The organism is Enterobacter cloacae complex sp. IR5418 (assembly GCF_049238105.1).
Taxonomy (GTDB): Bacteria; Pseudomonadota; Gammaproteobacteria; order Enterobacterales; family Enterobacteriaceae; genus Enterobacter; species Enterobacter hormaechei.
The window spans coordinates 137117-153271 of sequence record NZ_JBMKHS010000003.1 but is presented as its reverse complement, the minus strand read 5'-3'; the positions used below and the strand labels follow the sequence as shown (position 1 = coordinate 153271).

General features: G+C 55.2%; 15 protein-coding genes and 1 riboswitch. Of the genes, 9 read left to right on the top strand and 6 right to left on the bottom strand.

Annotation, left to right across the window (positions count from 1 at the left end; all coding sequences use genetic code 11):
* Nucleotides 1–21: 21 nt before the first annotated feature.
* From ilvN to leuO, 3 genes are all read right to left on the bottom strand, one after another.
* Nucleotides 22–516, bottom strand: coding sequence for an acetolactate synthase small subunit (gene ilvN, locus ACOTX7_RS04020; protein ID WP_001252742.1), 495 nt, complete (start codon nt 514–516; stop codon nt 22–24).
* A gap of 1 nt (nt 517) precedes the next feature.
* Nucleotides 518–2242, bottom strand: a complete 1725-nt coding sequence (gene ilvI, locus ACOTX7_RS04015) for an acetolactate synthase 3 large subunit (RefSeq protein ID WP_221256914.1) — start codon at nt 2240–2242, stop codon at nt 518–520.
* A gap of 377 nt (nt 2243–2619) precedes the next feature.
* On the bottom strand, nt 2620–3564 hold the full coding sequence (gene leuO / locus ACOTX7_RS04010; protein ID WP_006810122.1) for a transcriptional regulator LeuO: 945 nt from the start codon (nt 3562–3564) through the stop codon (nt 2620–2622).
* Between the two features lie 628 nt (nt 3565–4192).
* On the opposite strand from leuO, the gene leuL reads away from it, so the two are divergent.
* The 5 genes from leuL (at nt 4193) to leuD (ending at nt 9049) form a co-directional block, all read left to right on the top strand.
* Nucleotides 4193–4276, top strand: coding sequence for a leu operon leader peptide (gene leuL, locus ACOTX7_RS04005; protein WP_350363988.1), 84 nt, complete (start codon nt 4193–4195; stop codon nt 4274–4276).
* A 91-nt stretch (nt 4277–4367) separates the two neighbouring features.
* Nucleotides 4368–5939, top strand: a complete 1572-nt coding sequence (gene leuA / locus ACOTX7_RS04000; protein ID WP_000082916.1) for a 2-isopropylmalate synthase — start codon at nt 4368–4370, stop codon at nt 5937–5939.
* Nucleotides 5939–7030 carry a 3-isopropylmalate dehydrogenase gene (gene leuB, locus ACOTX7_RS03995; protein WP_221256912.1) on the top strand — a complete coding sequence of 364 codons (1092 nt, stop codon included), beginning with the start codon at nt 5939–5941 and terminating at the stop codon, nt 7028–7030. The genes leuA and leuB overlap by 1 nt, the downstream gene beginning before the upstream one ends.
* Nucleotides 7031–7032: 2 nt before the next feature.
* Complete coding sequence (leuC, locus tag ACOTX7_RS03990) at nt 7033–8433, top strand: 3-isopropylmalate dehydratase large subunit (RefSeq protein WP_006810124.1); 1401 nt, start codon at nt 7033–7035, stop codon at nt 8431–8433.
* A 10-nt stretch (nt 8434–8443) separates the two neighbouring features.
* Nucleotides 8444–9049, top strand: a complete 606-nt coding sequence (gene leuD, locus ACOTX7_RS03985) for a 3-isopropylmalate dehydratase small subunit (RefSeq protein ID WP_006810125.1) — start codon at nt 8444–8446, stop codon at nt 9047–9049.
* Nucleotides 9050–9141: 92 nt separating this feature from the next.
* Here the strand turns inward: leuD and ACOTX7_RS03980 are convergent, their stop codons facing one another.
* The 3 genes from ACOTX7_RS03980 to sgrT all read right to left on the bottom strand — a co-directional run bounded on the left by ACOTX7_RS03980 (nt 9142) and on the right by sgrT (nt 10961).
* Nucleotides 9142–9294: a Hok/Gef family protein gene (locus tag ACOTX7_RS03980; protein ID WP_010427008.1), complete on the bottom strand. Its 153-nt coding sequence runs from the start codon at nt 9292–9294 to the stop codon at nt 9142–9144.
* A 216-nt stretch (nt 9295–9510) separates the two neighbouring features.
* Nucleotides 9511–10689 (bottom strand): sugar efflux transporter, encoded by a 1179-nt coding sequence (locus ACOTX7_RS03975; RefSeq protein ID WP_221812950.1) that lies wholly within the window; start codon nt 10687–10689, stop codon nt 9511–9513.
* A gap of 119 nt (nt 10690–10808) precedes the next feature.
* Nucleotides 10809–10961, bottom strand: coding sequence for a glucose uptake inhibitor SgrT (gene sgrT, locus ACOTX7_RS03970; protein WP_000831173.1), 153 nt, complete (start codon nt 10959–10961; stop codon nt 10809–10811).
* An 88-nt stretch (nt 10962–11049) separates the two neighbouring features.
* On the opposite strand from sgrT, the gene sgrR reads away from it, so the two are divergent.
* The 4 genes from sgrR (at nt 11050) to thiQ (ending at nt 16128) form a co-directional block, all read left to right on the top strand.
* Nucleotides 11050–12705 carry an HTH-type transcriptional regulator SgrR gene (gene sgrR / locus ACOTX7_RS03965; RefSeq protein WP_221256910.1) on the top strand — a complete coding sequence of 552 codons (1656 nt, stop codon included), beginning with the start codon at nt 11050–11052 and terminating at the stop codon, nt 12703–12705.
* Nucleotides 12706–12741: 36 nt separating this feature from the next.
* Nucleotides 12742–12842, top strand: a riboswitch (TPP riboswitch).
* A gap of 31 nt (nt 12843–12873) precedes the next feature.
* Entirely contained in the window at nt 12874–13857 is a 984-nt protein-coding gene (gene thiB / locus ACOTX7_RS03960; protein ID WP_039271728.1) for a thiamine ABC transporter substrate binding subunit, read from the top strand.
* A complete protein-coding gene (thiP, locus tag ACOTX7_RS03955; protein ID WP_221256909.1) occupies nt 13833–15443 on the top strand; it encodes a thiamine/thiamine pyrophosphate ABC transporter permease ThiP in 1611 nt (536 codons plus the stop codon). Before thiB ends, thiP begins: the two co-directional genes overlap by 25 nt.
* On the top strand, nt 15427–16128 hold the full coding sequence (thiQ, locus tag ACOTX7_RS03950; RefSeq protein WP_221812951.1) for a thiamine ABC transporter ATP-binding protein ThiQ: 702 nt from the start codon (nt 15427–15429) through the stop codon (nt 16126–16128). The genes thiP and thiQ overlap by 17 nt, the downstream gene beginning before the upstream one ends.
* The last annotated feature ends 27 nt before the right edge of the window (nt 16129–16155 follow it).

Genomic DNA, 16155 nt, shown 5'->3' with positions numbered 1-16155 from the left:
GAAAGAGGCGAACCTTTTGCGCTACTCACGCATGATTTTATCGCCGCGCGAGAGGCCAACCACGCCAGAGCGCGCAACTTCAACAATTTTTGCCACATCCCTTACAGAGGCCAGGAATGCATCCAGCTTATCGCTCGTTCCGGCAAGCTGAACAGTATATATAGAAGGCGTGACGTCGATGATCTGCCCACGGAAAATATCCGTGTTGCGCTTGACCTCTTCCCGGCCATAACCGCTGGCCTGAATTTTCACCAGCATCACTTCCCGTTCGACGTAAGCCCCCTGCCCCAGCTCGCTGACGCGCAACACGTCCACCAGCTTATGCAATTGCTTTTCGATCTGCTCAAGCACCTTCGCATCGCCGACAGTCTGGATCGTCATGCGGGAGAGCGTGGGATCATCGGTCGGCGCCACGGTCAGGCTTTCAATGTTGTAGCCGCGCTGCGCAAAAAGCCCAATGACGCGCGACAGTGCGCCCGACTCATTTTCCAGTAATACAGATAATATCCGGCGCATATCAGGTTCTCTCCGTTTTGCTTAACCACATTTCATCCATACCGCCGCCACGAATATGCATCGGATAAACGTGTTCTGTACCGTCAACGATGACGTCCATGAAGACGAGGCGATTGTTTTTAACGTGTTCAAGCGCTTCGCCGAGCTTTGCTTCCAGCTCTGACGGTTCGGTTACCCGCATGCCAATATGGCCATAGGCTTCAGCCAGACGGACAAAGTCCGGAAGTGACTTCATATAAGACTGGGAGTGACGGCCAGAATAGATCATATCCTGCCACTGTTTCACCATGCCGAGGTAACCGTTATTCAGGTTAAGCACCAGCACTGGCAGCTCATATTGCAGTGCGGTAGAAAGTTCCTGAATATTCATCTGGATACTGCCATCACCCGTCACGCAGATTACCGTTTCGTCTGGCAACGCCAGCTTCACCCCCAGCGCGGCGGGCAGACCAAAGCCCATCGTGCCCAGCCCGCCTGAGTTGATCCAGCGACGCGGTTTATCAAACGGGTAATACAGGGCTGCGAACATCTGATGCTGGCCCACGTCAGACGTGACATACGCATCGCCCTTCGTCAGACGCCAGATCGTCTCGATCACCGCCTGCGGCTTGATGTTCTCACTTTGCGTGTCGTATTTAAGGCACTGACGACCACGCCATTGCTCGATTTGCTGCCACCAGTCGCGGATCTCATCCAGCGGTTGAGACGCGGTCTCCTGCGCCAGCAGATCCAGCATTTGATCCAGCACCTGTCGGGCATCCCCCACGATCGGCACATCCGCCGGCACCGTTTTAGAGATAGAGGTAGGATCGATATCAATGTGCAGCACCGTCGCATTCGGACAGTATTTCGCCAGGTTGTTGGTGGTGCGATCGTCAAAACGCACGCCGACGGCAAAAATCACATCTGAATTGTGCATCGTCATATTGGCTTCATAGGTGCCGTGCATACCCAGCATGCCCAGCGCCTGACGGTGGGTGGCCGGAAATGCCCCCAGCCCCATCAGCGATGACGCGACAGGAAGATTAAGCTTCTCAATCAGTTCGCGTAGTTGCGTTTCACAGGCTGCATTGACGGCGCCGCCCCCCACATAGACTACGGGTTTTCTCGCAGCCAGCAGCGTTTGCAGCGCACGTTTAATCTGGCCTTTATGCCCTTGCGTTGTCGGATTATACGAACGCATGCTCACCGACTCAGGCCACAGGTAAGGCAGTTTATTTGCCGGATTGAGAATATCTTTTGGCAGATCGACAACCACTGGCCCGGGACGACCGCTGGCGGCCAGCCAGAAGGCTTTTTTCAGCACACCCGGGATATCTTCCGTTTGCTTAACCAGAAAGCTGTGCTTCACCACGGGGCGTGAGATCCCCACCATGTCGCACTCCTGAAACGCATCATAGCCAATCAGTGACGTCGCTACCTGACCGGAGAGAATGACCAGTGGAATGGAGTCCATATACGCAGTCGCAATGCCGGTAATGGCATTGGTCGCCCCCGGACCGGAAGTGACCAGCACAACCCCCACTTCGCCGGTGGCGCGGGCCAGGCCGTCAGCCATATGCACAGCCGCCTGTTCATGACGAACCAGAACGTGATCGATTCCACCTACCGTGTGCAGCGCATCATAAATATCGAGAACCGCCCCTCCGGGATAGCCGAACACTTGTTTCACGCCCTGATCGATAAGCGATCGGACGACCATTTCCGCGCCAGACAACATCTCCATGCTTTGCCTCCAGGCTTTTGTTATAGACGGTCTACGGAATTCATTTCCGCGCCGTCTTCTGACAGGGTAAACCCGTCTTATAATGTGCAGAGTGATTGATACCTTAACCGCTCGTTATGAGGCAGGCAATTAGCAAACAGAATGCGGGAAAGGGCAATAAAAGCAGAAAAAACAGCTGTCAGGCGAGAATGTGGTGAATTCGTCTGGTATGAGTGGAGAGACTAATAATTCATCTCTTAAAAAGAGGATGAATCAGGAAATCATCTATTTTTAAGCATCCGCGAGTCACTGAAAAAAAATCGCGCAGTACAAAATAGTGTTTGTATAAAAAATCACAGAATAAACCGCATGCCGCCATGCGGTTTATTCCCCCTGACTTATCGACGACAAATATTGATCAGCAGCTCTTCCATCCACTGATGCCCTTTATCCCGACCCGCGGCTTCATGCCAGGAGAGATAACAGGTACGGCTATTAAGCTTGAGCGGCAGAGGTAAAATTTGCAGGCTCAGCGATTCAGAGAACTCTTCAGCAAGCCAACGTGGTGCAATAGCGACTAACTGCGTCTGAGAAACGACATTTAATACGCTGACCATGGCCATCCCCTGATAGGCCACGCTGGCTTGTTTATCGGCTGTGTCATACCACGGCTGACTGAAGGAGGCATATCTGTCGAGAGCAACAACGGCGTGCTGCTCGCTATAAACATCGCTTTCACGCAGCGGTGAATTCATGCGTGGATGTTTTTTGCTGGCGACTAATACCATTTCATCTTTGAATAATGGAACACAGGCAAACTCTGGACGGCGAAACTCTTCGTAGCCCAGAACGAACTCCGTTTCCTGATAACGAAGCTGGTGCTCAGTGTTTTGATTCAGTGATGATTTAAAAACAAGATGAATATTAGGGGCAATCTGTTCAACTTTATTATATATAACAGACGTCAAATAATTATCTAACGGACTGCAAACGCAGAGATGGAAAACACGCTCACTGCTTAAAGGTTCAAAACCCGAGCCGGGAAGCTCATTTTGAACCAGCTGTAGCGCCTGACGAATTGAACCGAATAGCTGGAATGCACGCGCCGTGGGCTGAATACCTCTGCCATAACGGACGAATAACTCGTCGTTAAACATCACCTTAAGTCTGGCTACGGCATTACTCACGGCAGGTTGAGACATTCCCAGAGATTGTGCTGCTCGCGTGATATTCTGCTCCTGCATAACTGCATCAAATACAGTTAACAGGTTGAGATCCACTGTGCGTAACTGAGGCTTAACGCCATCATAAGCCTGTGGTTGATTAATATTATTTTCTGGCATTTCTGACTCCACTGTCACGCTAAATTCCCTTTGCCAAAGTACAGTAATAACTTCGAAAAATATGATTTACCATGCATATACAACAAGCGAAAGGAAATTATTTAAAATTCGGAATATATAAAGAACCTTCATTCAAAAGATGGCATTTGGCATCCCGTAAATGAAAAGCTAAAAAACGTTCAAATGATATCTGTAACTTTAATGCAGGCATGAAACCATAAACCGGGCAAATATACAATCACCGCCCTCGTTAATAATGACTTAAGTATTATTAAACTATGAAGGGCGGACACCGTGAATTCATTAACAAAATGATATCAATATTGATAACTTTCCCACCCGTGATCCATTCACGGGACTTATAACTCAATGAAATAAAACGCATTCCATTTTACAGCATAACGGTAAAAATACTGTGTTCAATTGCTACCAATTATATTCAAATTATTCCAGAGATGAATCACCAGTCCAATAATAGACAATTAAATCGGTTAGCTACATCAAAACCAGCACAATTAGCTAATGTGTTTATCCTGCGTTGAGTGGCCGTTTTGCCTGAGAGGGGTTGACATGCGTCGGCGTATCCAGTACCACTAAAAGCATATCGCATTCACCTGGAGCACGATTCATGATTCGCACCCTTCGTTTCACCGGTCTACTACTAAACGCATCCACTGTGCGCGGTAGACTGGCGGGCGAAATTCAGCGTTGAATCGTCTTCAGTAAAACGAGAAACCCGCGCCACTGCGCGGGTTTTTTTATGCTCGTAGCAAGGCGCCCTAAGACAGACAAGGACCTAACCCATGAGCCAGCAAGTCGTTATTTTCGATACTACTTTACGTGACGGTGAACAGGCATTACAGGCGAGCCTGAGTGTTAAAGAAAAACTGCAAATTGCGCTGGCCCTCGAACGTATGGGTGTAGACGTAATGGAAGTCGGCTTCCCTGTCTCCTCGCCGGGTGATTTCGAGTCAGTACAGACCATCGCCCGCACCATTAAAAACAGCCGCGTGTGCGGTCTGGCTCGCTGCGTTGAGAAAGATATCGATGTGGCTGCGGAATCCCTGAAAGTTGCAGAAGCCTTCCGTATCCATACTTTTATTGCCACCTCCCCTATGCACATTGCGACCAAGTTGCGCAGCACGCTGGATGAAGTAATCGAACGTGCGGTGTATATGGTCAAACGCGCGCGTAACTACACCGACGACGTCGAATTCTCCTGTGAAGATGCGGGACGCACGCCGATTGAAGATTTGGCCCGTGTGGTAGAAGCCGCCATCAATGCCGGTGCCAGAACCATCAACATCCCGGACACCGTCGGCTACACCATGCCATTTGAGTTCTCCAACATCATTACCGGCCTGTACGATCGCGTGCCAAATATTGATAAAGCCATTATCTCTGTCCACACCCATGATGATTTGGGTCTGGCCGTAGGCAATGCCATCGCCGCCGTCCACGCCGGTGCACGCCAGGTAGAAGGCGCGATGAACGGCATCGGCGAACGTGCCGGTAACTGCTCACTGGAAGAAGTGATCATGGCGATCAAGGTGCGCAAAGACATCATGAACGTGCACACCCGCATTAATCATCACGAAATCTGGCGCACCAGCCAGACCGTCAGCCAGATTTGCAATATGCCGATTCCGGCGAATAAAGCGATTGTTGGCACTGGCGCGTTCGCTCACTCCTCCGGTATTCACCAGGATGGCGTGCTGAAGAACCGTGAAAACTACGAAATCATGACGCCGGAGTCCATCGGTCTGAACCAGGTACAGCTGAACCTGACCTCACGCTCTGGCCGCGCGGCGGTGAAACACCGTATGGAAGAGATGGGTTATCAGGACAGCGACTACAACATGGATCAGCTGTACGACGCGTTCCTGAAGCTGGCTGACAAGAAAGGCCAGGTATTCGATTACGACCTGGAAGCGCTGGCATTCATCAACAAACAGCAGGAAGAGCCAGAGCACTTCCGTCTGGACTACTTCACCGTTCAGTCAGGCTCAGGCGATATCGCTACCGCTTCCGTCAAGCTGGCCTGCGGGGATGAAATCAAAGCGGAAGCCGCCAACGGTAACGGCCCTGTGGATGCTATTTACCAGGCGATTAACCGCGTCACGGAGTACGACGTAGAGCTGGTGAAATACGACCTGACGGCGAAAGGGCACGGTAAAGACGCCCTGGGCCAGGTGGATATCGTCGTCAACTACAACGGTCGCCGCTTCCACGGTGTGGGTCTGGCGACAGATATCGTCGAATCCTCCGCGAAAGCGATGGTGCATGTCCTGAACAACATCTGGCGCGCCGCCGAAGTCGAAAAAGAGTTGCAACGCAAAGCTCAGAATAAAGAGAACAACAAGGAAACCGTGTGATGTCGAAGAATTACCATATTGCTGTGTTGCCGGGTGACGGTATTGGCCCGGAAGTGATGGCACAGGCGCTGAAAGTACTGGAAGCCGTTCGTTCGCGTTTTGCGATGAAAATTACCACCAGCCACTACGACGTGGGCGGTATTGCGATTGATAACCACGGTACACCGCTGCCGAAAGGGACTGTGGAAGGCTGCGAGAATGCCGACGCTGTACTGTTCGGCTCCGTGGGTGGCCCTAAGTGGGAACACCTGCCTCCAGCAGAGCAGCCAGAGCGCGGCGCGCTGCTGCCGCTGCGTAAACATTTCAAACTGTTCAGCAACCTGCGCCCGGCGAAGCTGTACCCGGGGCTGGAAGAGTTTTGTCCGCTGCGCGCGGACATCGCGGCCAACGGTTTCGACATCCTGTGCGTACGTGAGCTGACCGGCGGCATTTACTTCGGCCAGCCAAAAGGTCGCGAAGGCAGCGGTCAGCATGAGAAAGCGTTTGATACCGAGGTCTATCACCGTTTCGAAATTGAACGTATCGCCCATATCGCGTTTGAGTCAGCGCGCAAGCGTCGCCGTAAAGTGACCTCCATCGATAAGGCGAACGTCCTCCAGTCGTCTATTTTGTGGCGCGAAATTGTCAGTGAAATCGCTAAGCAGTACCCGGACGTTGAGCTGTCGCACATGTACATCGACAACGCGACGATGCAGCTGATCAAGGATCCGTCCCAGTTTGACGTGCTGCTGTGCTCCAACCTGTTCGGCGACATTCTGTCTGATGAGTGCGCGATGATCACCGGCTCCATGGGGATGCTGCCCTCCGCCAGCCTCAACGAAGAAGGCTTTGGTCTGTACGAGCCTGCGGGCGGCTCCGCGCCGGATATCGCAGGTAAAAACATCGCTAACCCGATTGCGCAGATCCTCTCTCTGGCCCTGCTGCTGCGCTACAGCCTGGATGCAGGCGATGCAGCAACCGCAATTGAAAACGCCATTAACCGGGCGTTAGAAGAAGGCGTCCGTACCGGTGATTTAGCACGCGGCACGGCGGCAGTCAGTACCGATGAAATGGGCGACATTATTGCCCGCTATGTCGCTGAAGGGGTGTAATCATGGCTAAGACGTTATATGAGAAGTTGTTTGATGCGCACGTTGTTTACGAGGCGCCAGACGAAACCCCGCTGCTGTACATTGACCGCCATCTGGTGCACGAAGTGACCTCCCCTCAGGCCTTCGACGGACTGCGTGCGCACAAGCGCCCGGTGCGTCAGCCGGGGAAAACCTTTGCCACGATGGATCACAACGTCTCCACCCAGACTAAAGACATCAATGCCTCTGGCGAGATGGCGCGTATCCAGATGCAGGAGCTGATCAAGAACTGCAACGAATTTGGCGTGGAGCTGTACGATCTGAACCACCCGTATCAGGGTATCGTCCACGTGATGGGGCCTGAGCAGGGGATTACTCTGCCGGGCATGACCATCGTCTGCGGTGACTCCCACACCGCGACACACGGCGCATTTGGCGCCCTGGCGTTCGGGATTGGGACCTCTGAAGTTGAGCACGTTCTGGCGACACAGACCCTGAAACAGGGCCGCGCCAAAACCATGAAGATTGAAGTGAAGGGTAAAGCCGCACCGGGCATCACCGCGAAAGATATCGTGCTGGCGATTATCGGCAAAACCGGGAGCGCGGGCGGCACCGGTCACGTGGTGGAATTCTGCGGCGACGCCATCCAGGCGCTGAGCATGGAAGGTCGCATGACCCTGTGTAACATGGCCATTGAGATGGGCGCCAAAGCAGGCCTGGTCGCGCCGGACGAAACCACCTTTAACTATGTGAAAGGCCGTCTGCATGCGCCGAAGGGTCAGGATTTTGACGACGCGGTCGCGTACTGGAAAACCCTGAAAACGGACGAGGGGGCAATTTTTGATACCGTTGTGACGTTACAGGCGGAAGAGATTGCGCCGCAGGTCACCTGGGGCACCAACCCGGGCCAGGTGATTTCCGTCAACGACAGCATTCCTGACCCGGCCTCCTTTGCCGATCCGGTCGAACGCGCCAGTGCGGAAAAAGCGCTGGCTTACATGGGGCTGAAACCCGGCGTACCGCTGACCGACGTGAGCATTGATAAAGTGTTCATTGGCTCCTGCACCAACTCGCGTATCGAAGATCTGCGTGCGGCGGCAGAGATTGCCAAAGGCCGCAAAGTGGCGCCGGGCGTGCAGGCGCTGGTAGTGCCAGGCTCCGGGCCGGTGAAAGCCCAGGCGGAAGCGGAAGGTCTGGATAAGATCTTTATTGAAGCAGGCTTCGAGTGGCGTTTGCCAGGTTGCTCCATGTGCCTGGCGATGAACAACGACCGCCTGAATCCGGGCGAGCGTTGTGCCTCCACCAGCAACCGTAACTTTGAGGGCCGTCAGGGTCGCGGTGGGCGCACCCACCTGGTCAGCCCGGCAATGGCCGCCGCTGCGGCAGTGACCGGTCATTTCGCCGATATTCGCAGCCTGAAATAAGGAGACAATCATGGCAGAGAAATTTACCCAACACACGGGCCGGGTTGTCCCGCTGGACGCCGCTAACGTCGATACCGATGCGATCATTCCTAAGCAGTTTTTGCAGAAAGTGACGCGCACGGGTTTTGGTGCACATCTGTTCAACGACTGGCGTTTTCTCGATGATAAAGGCGAAGTTCCTGATCCGGAGTTTGTCCTGAACTTCCCGGAATACAAAGGGGCATCCATTCTGCTGGCGCGGGAAAACTTCGGCTGCGGCTCGTCACGTGAGCATGCGCCATGGGCATTGACCGACTACGGCTTTAAGGTGGTTATCGCCCCGAGCTTCGCGGATATCTTCTACGGCAACAGCTTCAACAACCAGCTGCTGCCGGTGACGCTGAGTGACGAGCAGGTCGATGAACTGTTTGCGCTGGTGCAGGCGAATCCGGGGATTTCGTTTGAGGTGGATCTGGAAGCCGAAGTGGTGAAAGCCGGGGATAAGACCTACAGCTTCAGCATCGATGCTTTCCGCCGCCACTGCATGCTGAACGGTCTGGACAGCATTGGCCTGACGCTCCAGCACGAGGACGCCATCTCCGCCTACGAGAAAAAACAGCCTGCGTTTATGGGCTAAAGGCAATGGCCCGCAGGGTGCGGGCCATTGATAAGGGTGCGTTGAGGCTCAACCACTCTGGAGAGGCGGGGAAAGTTTCCCCGCCAATACCGCTAACGTTTTGCTTCGTAAGCCAACACTGCCGCCAGCTCTGTTTTCTCCTGTCTGAAGTGCAGCTCGCACAGCGAGTCGCGTACCATCCAGGTGAAGATCAACAGCGTCGTACAGATCAGAAACAAACCTAACAGCAGAGTACGTTTTGGCATTCCAGCCTCCTTATTGCTTTTCGGCAATGAAGAGACTAACCTCGCAATGTTGGTTGTGAAGTTGGTCTCCCCATCAGTTTTTTGATGTGGGACTCTCCACTGTTTGCCTCTTGCGAAAGCCTGAGGCAAACAGCCTCAAGCACCCGCCACGCACTCTATGCGCCTTCTCTGCGCCTGTCAGAAAGTCGTTTCATTTCGTGAAGCCGCCTTCCAGAATCAAACGTCTTTAACCCGGCAGGTCAACATCAGCGTGACCACCGAAATCGCTGCAATCACCCAGTAAACCGAGGCATGGCCATAGCTTTGCGACAGCGCGCCCTGAATCACCCCTGCCAGAATCACCCCGGTAGAAATACTGTTGGTAAAGAGCGTGGTCGCGGAGCCTGCGCGCCCCGGCATTAAATCCTGGAACCAGAGCATGCCGATCCCGGCAACGATGCCAATAAACACCGCGTTAAACAGCTGCAACGCCAGCAAGGCTTCACGCGAATGGAAAAGGATCAGCCCCACGTAGAACAGTACCCCAGCCGCCACGGCGACGATCATCATCCGACGCTTTCCGAAACGTTTGACGTAGTAACCCGCCAGAATCATCGCCGGGATCTCCAGCCCGGCAGCGGTGCCCATCAAAATACCCGCGAGCTTGTCCGGCAGTCCCAGATCGCTGCTGATCCACAGCGGCATATCAATAATGTACATGGTGTTGCAGGTCCACATCAGCGTGGAGGCGATAAACAACAGGCGAACGTTTTTATCCTGCCAGCCGCTCACCTGGGTGATGGGTTTGTCCGTCGTCTGCTCTACGCGCGCCACCGATGGCAGCGCAAAGGCTATCAGCGCCAGGCTGATGGCAAAAATCCCCGCAGCGATGGTGAACATGGCGGTGAAACCGTAATTCAGCGCCAGCATGAACGCCAGCGGAGGGCCGATGACCCACGCGAGAGAGAGCTGCGCGCGCATCACCGAGCTGAACATCACCACTTCCCGCGCCGAGTTGTCGGCGTACTCCCGGGCCAGGGCGAAGAGTTGCGGCATGGCGGTATTCGCGAGCGAGGCCAGCAGTACGCCGCAGGTGATGAGGGTCAGGTAATGGCGGTTGAAGGCAAACAGCAGCGCGTTGCCCACGGCCATGGCGCAACAAAAGAGGATCAGCTTACGGCGATCGCCCTGGCTGTCGGATCGTTTCGCCAGCCCCAGGCTGACGAGGATCCCGGCAATGGCGTTGACGGTATAGAACAGGCCCACCCAAAACGGCTGCGCCCCCACCTCGCGGCTGAGAAACAGGCTCAGCGTCGGCGCCTGTAGCGCACCGGCCACGCCCATCATGAAGGCTACCAGCATAAAAGCGGCGTACACGCCGTTCAGGCGTCGCCCCATCGTCATCAACCAGAGCATGCGCAAGTCCTTATGAAAGCGAATCGAATTGGGTGAAATAGTAAACGAAAAAAGCCAGCAAAAACATTTTGCTGGCGGGTGATTAGCACCAATACTCAGTCACACATGATCGAGGCGAGTTAGCGAGAAGAGGTCGGTTTCGTAACGTCCCACTGCATCAATTCTTCTAACGTTTTCAGCCGCTGCTCTGCGCACTGGCGGGCCAGCCAGGACGATCCTTTTGTCGCTGAAAAGTACTGCTGATAAAACTGACGTGCGGTAGACCTCTTCATAATTTACCTCCTCGCTTCATCGGGAAGCATTATTGGCCTAATATAGGGATTAATAAATTGCTGATTTTTTGTCAGGAGTTCCTCTTTTATGCCATCCGGTCGACTGCAACAACAATTTATCCGCCTCTGGCAGTGCTGCGAGGGGCAATCGCATGAGACCACGCTCAACGAGCTGGCTGAGCTTCTCAACTGCTCCCGGCGTCATATGCGTACCCTCCTTAACACCATGCAGCAGCAGGGCTGGCTGAACTGGGAGGCCGAGGCTGGACGCGGCAAGCGCTCGCGCCTGACGTTCCTTTATACCGGCCTGGCATTACAGCAACAGCGGGCGGAGGATCTGCTGGAGCAGGACCGCATCGATCAGCTGGTACAACTGGTAGGCGATAAAGCTGCCGTACGGCAGATGCTGGTCTCGCATCTCGGGCGCAGCTTTCGTCAGGGACGCCACATTCTGCGGGTGCTTTACTATCGCCCAATGAAAAATCTGTTGCCCGGTACGGCGTTACGTCGCTCAGAAACCCACATGGCCAGACAGATTTTCAGCGGCCTGACGCGGATAAATGAGGAAAATGGGGAACTGGAAGCGGATATTGCCCACCACTGGCAGCAGCTTTCCCCCCTGCACTGGCGTTTCTTTTTACGCCCGGGCATTCATTTCCACCATGGACGCGAACTGGAGATGCGTGACGTTATCGACTCTTTAACGCGCGCCCGCACCCTGCCGCTCTACTCGCATATCGCGCAGATCCACTCCCCGACGGCCTGGACGCTGGATATTGAGCTGTCGCAGCCGGACAAATGGCTGCCGTGGCTTCTGGGCTATGTGCCCTCGATGATCCTGCCTGCCGAGTGGCGATCCCTGAACAATTTTTCCAGCCTGCCGATTGGTACGGGCCCCTACGCCGTTTCGCGGAACAACAACAATCAGCTTAAGATCCGCGCCTTTGATGACTACTTTGGGTATCGGGCGCTGATCGACGAAGTGAACGTCTGGGTGTTACCGGATCTCAACGAAGAGCTGAGTGCAGGTCTGACCCTGGAAGGGCCAACGGCTGGCGAAAAAGCGTTCGAGAGCCGCCTGGAGGAGGGCTGCTACTACCTGCTCTTTGACAGCCGCAGCCATCGCGGAGCAAACCACGACGTCCGCAAGTGGATCAGCCATATTCTGGCGCCCGCTAACCTGATTTATCACGCCGAGGAGCAATACCAGACCTGGTGGTTCCCGGCCTATGGCCTGCTTCCGCGCTGGCACCATGCGCAGCCCGTGCGCAGTGAAAAACCTGCCGGACTGGAGACCATCACCCTCAGCTACTATCGCGATCACATTGAGCACCGTTTCATCGCGAAGATCATGAGCACGCTGCTGGCAGCCGAAGGCGTGACGCTGGCGATACAGGAAGTCGATTATGATGAATGGCACCGTGGGGATGTCGTCAGCGATATCTGGCTCAACAGCGCGAACTTCACGTTGCCGCTTGATTTCTCGCTCTTTTCTCACCTGTATGAAGTGCCCCTGATTCAGCACTGTATCAACCGGAACTGGCAGCAGGACGCCGCGCGGTGGCGGGCAGGCGAAATGGATCTGGCCGCCTGGTGCCAGGAGCTACTGGCCGGGCAGACGATCGTACCGCTGATCCACCACTGGCTGCTGATCCAGGGACAGCGCAGCATGCGCGGCCTGCGGATGAATACCCTGGGCTGGTTTGATTTTAAATCCGCCTGGTTTGCGCCGCCGGAGCCATAACGCTTTCGTAATATTCACCAAATCATTACAATAACGCCGTTCTCAACGGGGTGCTGCATCACTGATGTGCGCTGAGATAATACCCGTCGAACCTGATCCGGATAACGCCGGCGAAGGGATTTGAGGCTGTCTCTCAAAATCCTTTGCCACTCAACCCTGAGGTGCAAAGTGTTAAAAAACGTTCTTCCTCTGCTGGCGCTGTTTGCGCTGCCTGTTTTTGCTAAGCCTGTTCTGACGGTCTATACCTACGACTCCTTCTCCGCCGACTGGGGCCCCGGCCCGGTGGTTAAAAAAGCCTTCGAAGCCGACTGCAACTGCGAGCTGAAATTCGTGGCGCTGGAAGATGGCGTGTCGCTGCTCAACCGTCTGCGCATGGAAGGCAAAAACAGCAAAGCCGACGTGGTGCTGGGGCTGGATAACAACCTGCTGGAAGCCGCCACCCAAACCAGACTGTTCGCCAAAAGCGGCGTGGCGGCAGATGCCGTCAACGTGCCGGGCGGCTGGAAAAACGACACATTTGTTCCCTTTGATTACGGGTACTTTGCGTTCGTCTACGACAAAAATAAGCTGAAGAACCCGCCAAAAAGCCTGAAAGAGCTGGTCGAAAGCGACCAGAAGTGGCGCGTGATTTATGAAGATCCGCGTACCAGCACGCCGGGTCTGGGGCTGCTGCTGTGGATGCAAAAGGTCTACGGAGACAAAACGCCGGAAGCGTGGCAGAAGCTGGCCGCGAAAACCGTTACCGTCACCAAAGGCTGGAGCGAAGCCTACGGCCTGTTCCTGAAAGGCGAAAGCGACCTGGTACTGAGCTATACCACCTCTCCGGCCTACCACATTATCGCCGAGAAGAAAGATAACTACGCCGCCGCGAACTTTGCTGAAGGACATTATTTGCAGGTGGAAGTGGCTGCCCGCACCGCCGCGAGCAAACAGCCGGAGCTTGCTGAAAAATTCCTGAAATTTATGGTTTCACCGGCCTTCCAGAATGCTATTCCGACAGGAAACTGGATGTACCCTGTCACTGACGTTGCGCTGCCGGCAGGTTTTGAGCAGCTGAACAAACCGCAAACCTCACTGGAATTCACGCCGCAGCAGGTTGCCGCCCAGCGTGCCGCATGGATAAGCGAATGGCAACGCGCCGTCAGCCGCTGATCCCCGGCTGGTTAGTTCCCGGGCTGCTCGCCGCCATACTGATGGTGGTCGTCAGCCTGGGGGCATTCCTTGCGCTGTGGTTTAACGCGCCAGAGAGCGATCTGCTCGCCCTCTGGCACGACAGCTATCTCTGGCACGTCATTCGTTTCTCCTTCTGGCAGGCGTTTCTCTCCGCACTGTTGTCGGTGCTCCCGGCCATTTTCCTCGCGCGCGCGCTCTATCGCAGACGTTTCCCCGGCAGACTGGCCCTGCTACGGCTGTGCGCGATGACGCTCATCCTCCCGGTACTGGTGGCGGTGTTCGGGATTCTGAGCGTCTACGGTCGGCAGGGCTGGCTGGCCTCCCTCTTCAGCCTGCTTGGCCTGGAATGGACCTTCTCCCCCTACGGCCTGAAAGGCATTCTGCTGGCGCATATTTTTTTCAATATGCCGATGGCGACGCGCCTCTTTTTACAGGCGCTGGAAAACATTCCCGGCGAGCAGCGCCAGATTGCCGCCCAGCTTGGCATGCGCGGCTGGTCGTTCTTCCGTTTTGTCGAATGGCCGTGGCTGCGACGACAAATCGCCCCGGTTGCCGCGCTGATTTTTATGCTCTGCTTCGCCAGCTTTGCGACTGTGCTTTCTCTCGGCGGCGGGCCGCAGGCCACCACCATTGAGCTGGCGATTTATCAGGCCTTAAGTTACGACTACGATCCGGGGCGCGCCGCGCTGCTGGCGATCGTCCAGATGGTGTGCTGTCTGGCACTGGTGTTACTCAGCCAGCGGCTAAGCAAAGCGCTCCCCGCAGGCAGTAATAACGTGACTGGCTGGCGCGATCCGCAGGACAGCCTGCACAGCCGCGTCTCGGATTTTATGCTGATTGCGCTGGCACTCCTGCTTCTGCTGCCCCCGCTGCTGGCCGTTATCGTTGATGGCCTGAATCGCAATGTGATGTCGGTACTGCAACAGCCTGTCCTGTGGCAAGCGACGTGGACCTCATTGCGCATCGCGCTGGCAGCCGGGCTATTGTGTGTGATCCTGACCATGATGCTGCTCTGGAGTAGCCGCGAACTCTACGCGCGTCATGCCCGCAAAGCCGGACAGGCGCTGGAGCTGACGGGCATGCTGATCCTGGCGATGCCGGGCATTGTGCTGGCGACAGGGTTCTTTTTACTGTTTAACAGCACCCTCGGCCTGCCGGAGAGCGCCGACGGCATCGTCATTTTTACCAACGCCTTAATGGCCATCCCATATGCGCTGAAGGTGCTGGAAAACCCGATGCGGGATGCAAACAGCCGGTATAGCTTCCTGTGCCAGTCCCTTGGCATTATGGGCTGGCGGCGGCTGAAGGTGGTCGAGCTACGCGCCCTGAAACGACCGCTCGCCCAGGCGCTGGCCTTTGCCTGCGTGCTGTCGATTGGCGATTTTGGCGTAGTCGCCCTCTTTGGCAACGAAAATTTCCGCACGCTGCCGTTCTGGCTTTATCAGCAAATTGGCTCTTATCGCAGTCAGGATGGCGCGGTCACGGCACTGCTCCTGTTGCTGCTGTGTTTTGCCTTATTTACCGTTATCGAAAAACTTCCGGGGCGTGATGTTAAAACTGACTGATGTAACCTGGCTTTATGAGCACCTGCCAATGCGTTTTACCCTCTCCGTTCGTCAGGGAGAGCGAATCGCAGTGCTTGGCCCAAGCGGGGCCGGAAAAAGTACCCTGCTCAATCTGATTGCCGGTTTTTTGCAGCCTGCCAGCGGGACGATCGTCATTGATAATGGCGAGTATACCTACGATCCACCGGCTAAGCGTCCGGTGTCGATGCTGTTTCAGGAAAACAATCTGTTTAATCACCTTACGGTGTGGCAGAACATCGCGCTGGGTATGGATCCGGGCTTAAAGCTCAATGCTGCGCAACGTCAGAAGCTGGAGGCGATCGCCGGACAGATGGGCCTGTCTGCGTTTATCACCCGACTACCGGGCGAACTTTCCGGCGGCCAGCGTCAGCGTGTGGCATTGGCTCGTTGCCTGGTACGCGAACAGCCGCTGCTGCTGCTCGACGAACCCTTTTCGGCACTCGACCCGGCCCTGCGTCAGGAGATGCTCTCGCTGGTTGAAGAGGTATGCAAGCGCGAGCAACTGACGATGCTGATGGTGTCGCACAGTATTGAGGATGCTGCCCGCATCGCGCCGCGATCGGTAGTGATCGCGGAGGGACGCATTTTATGGGATGGAGAAACAGAAGAACTTCTGAGTGGTAACGCGGGGGCATCTTCATTGTTGGGCATTCGTGCGGTCTGACGCCCTCACCCTGGCCCTCTCCCACGG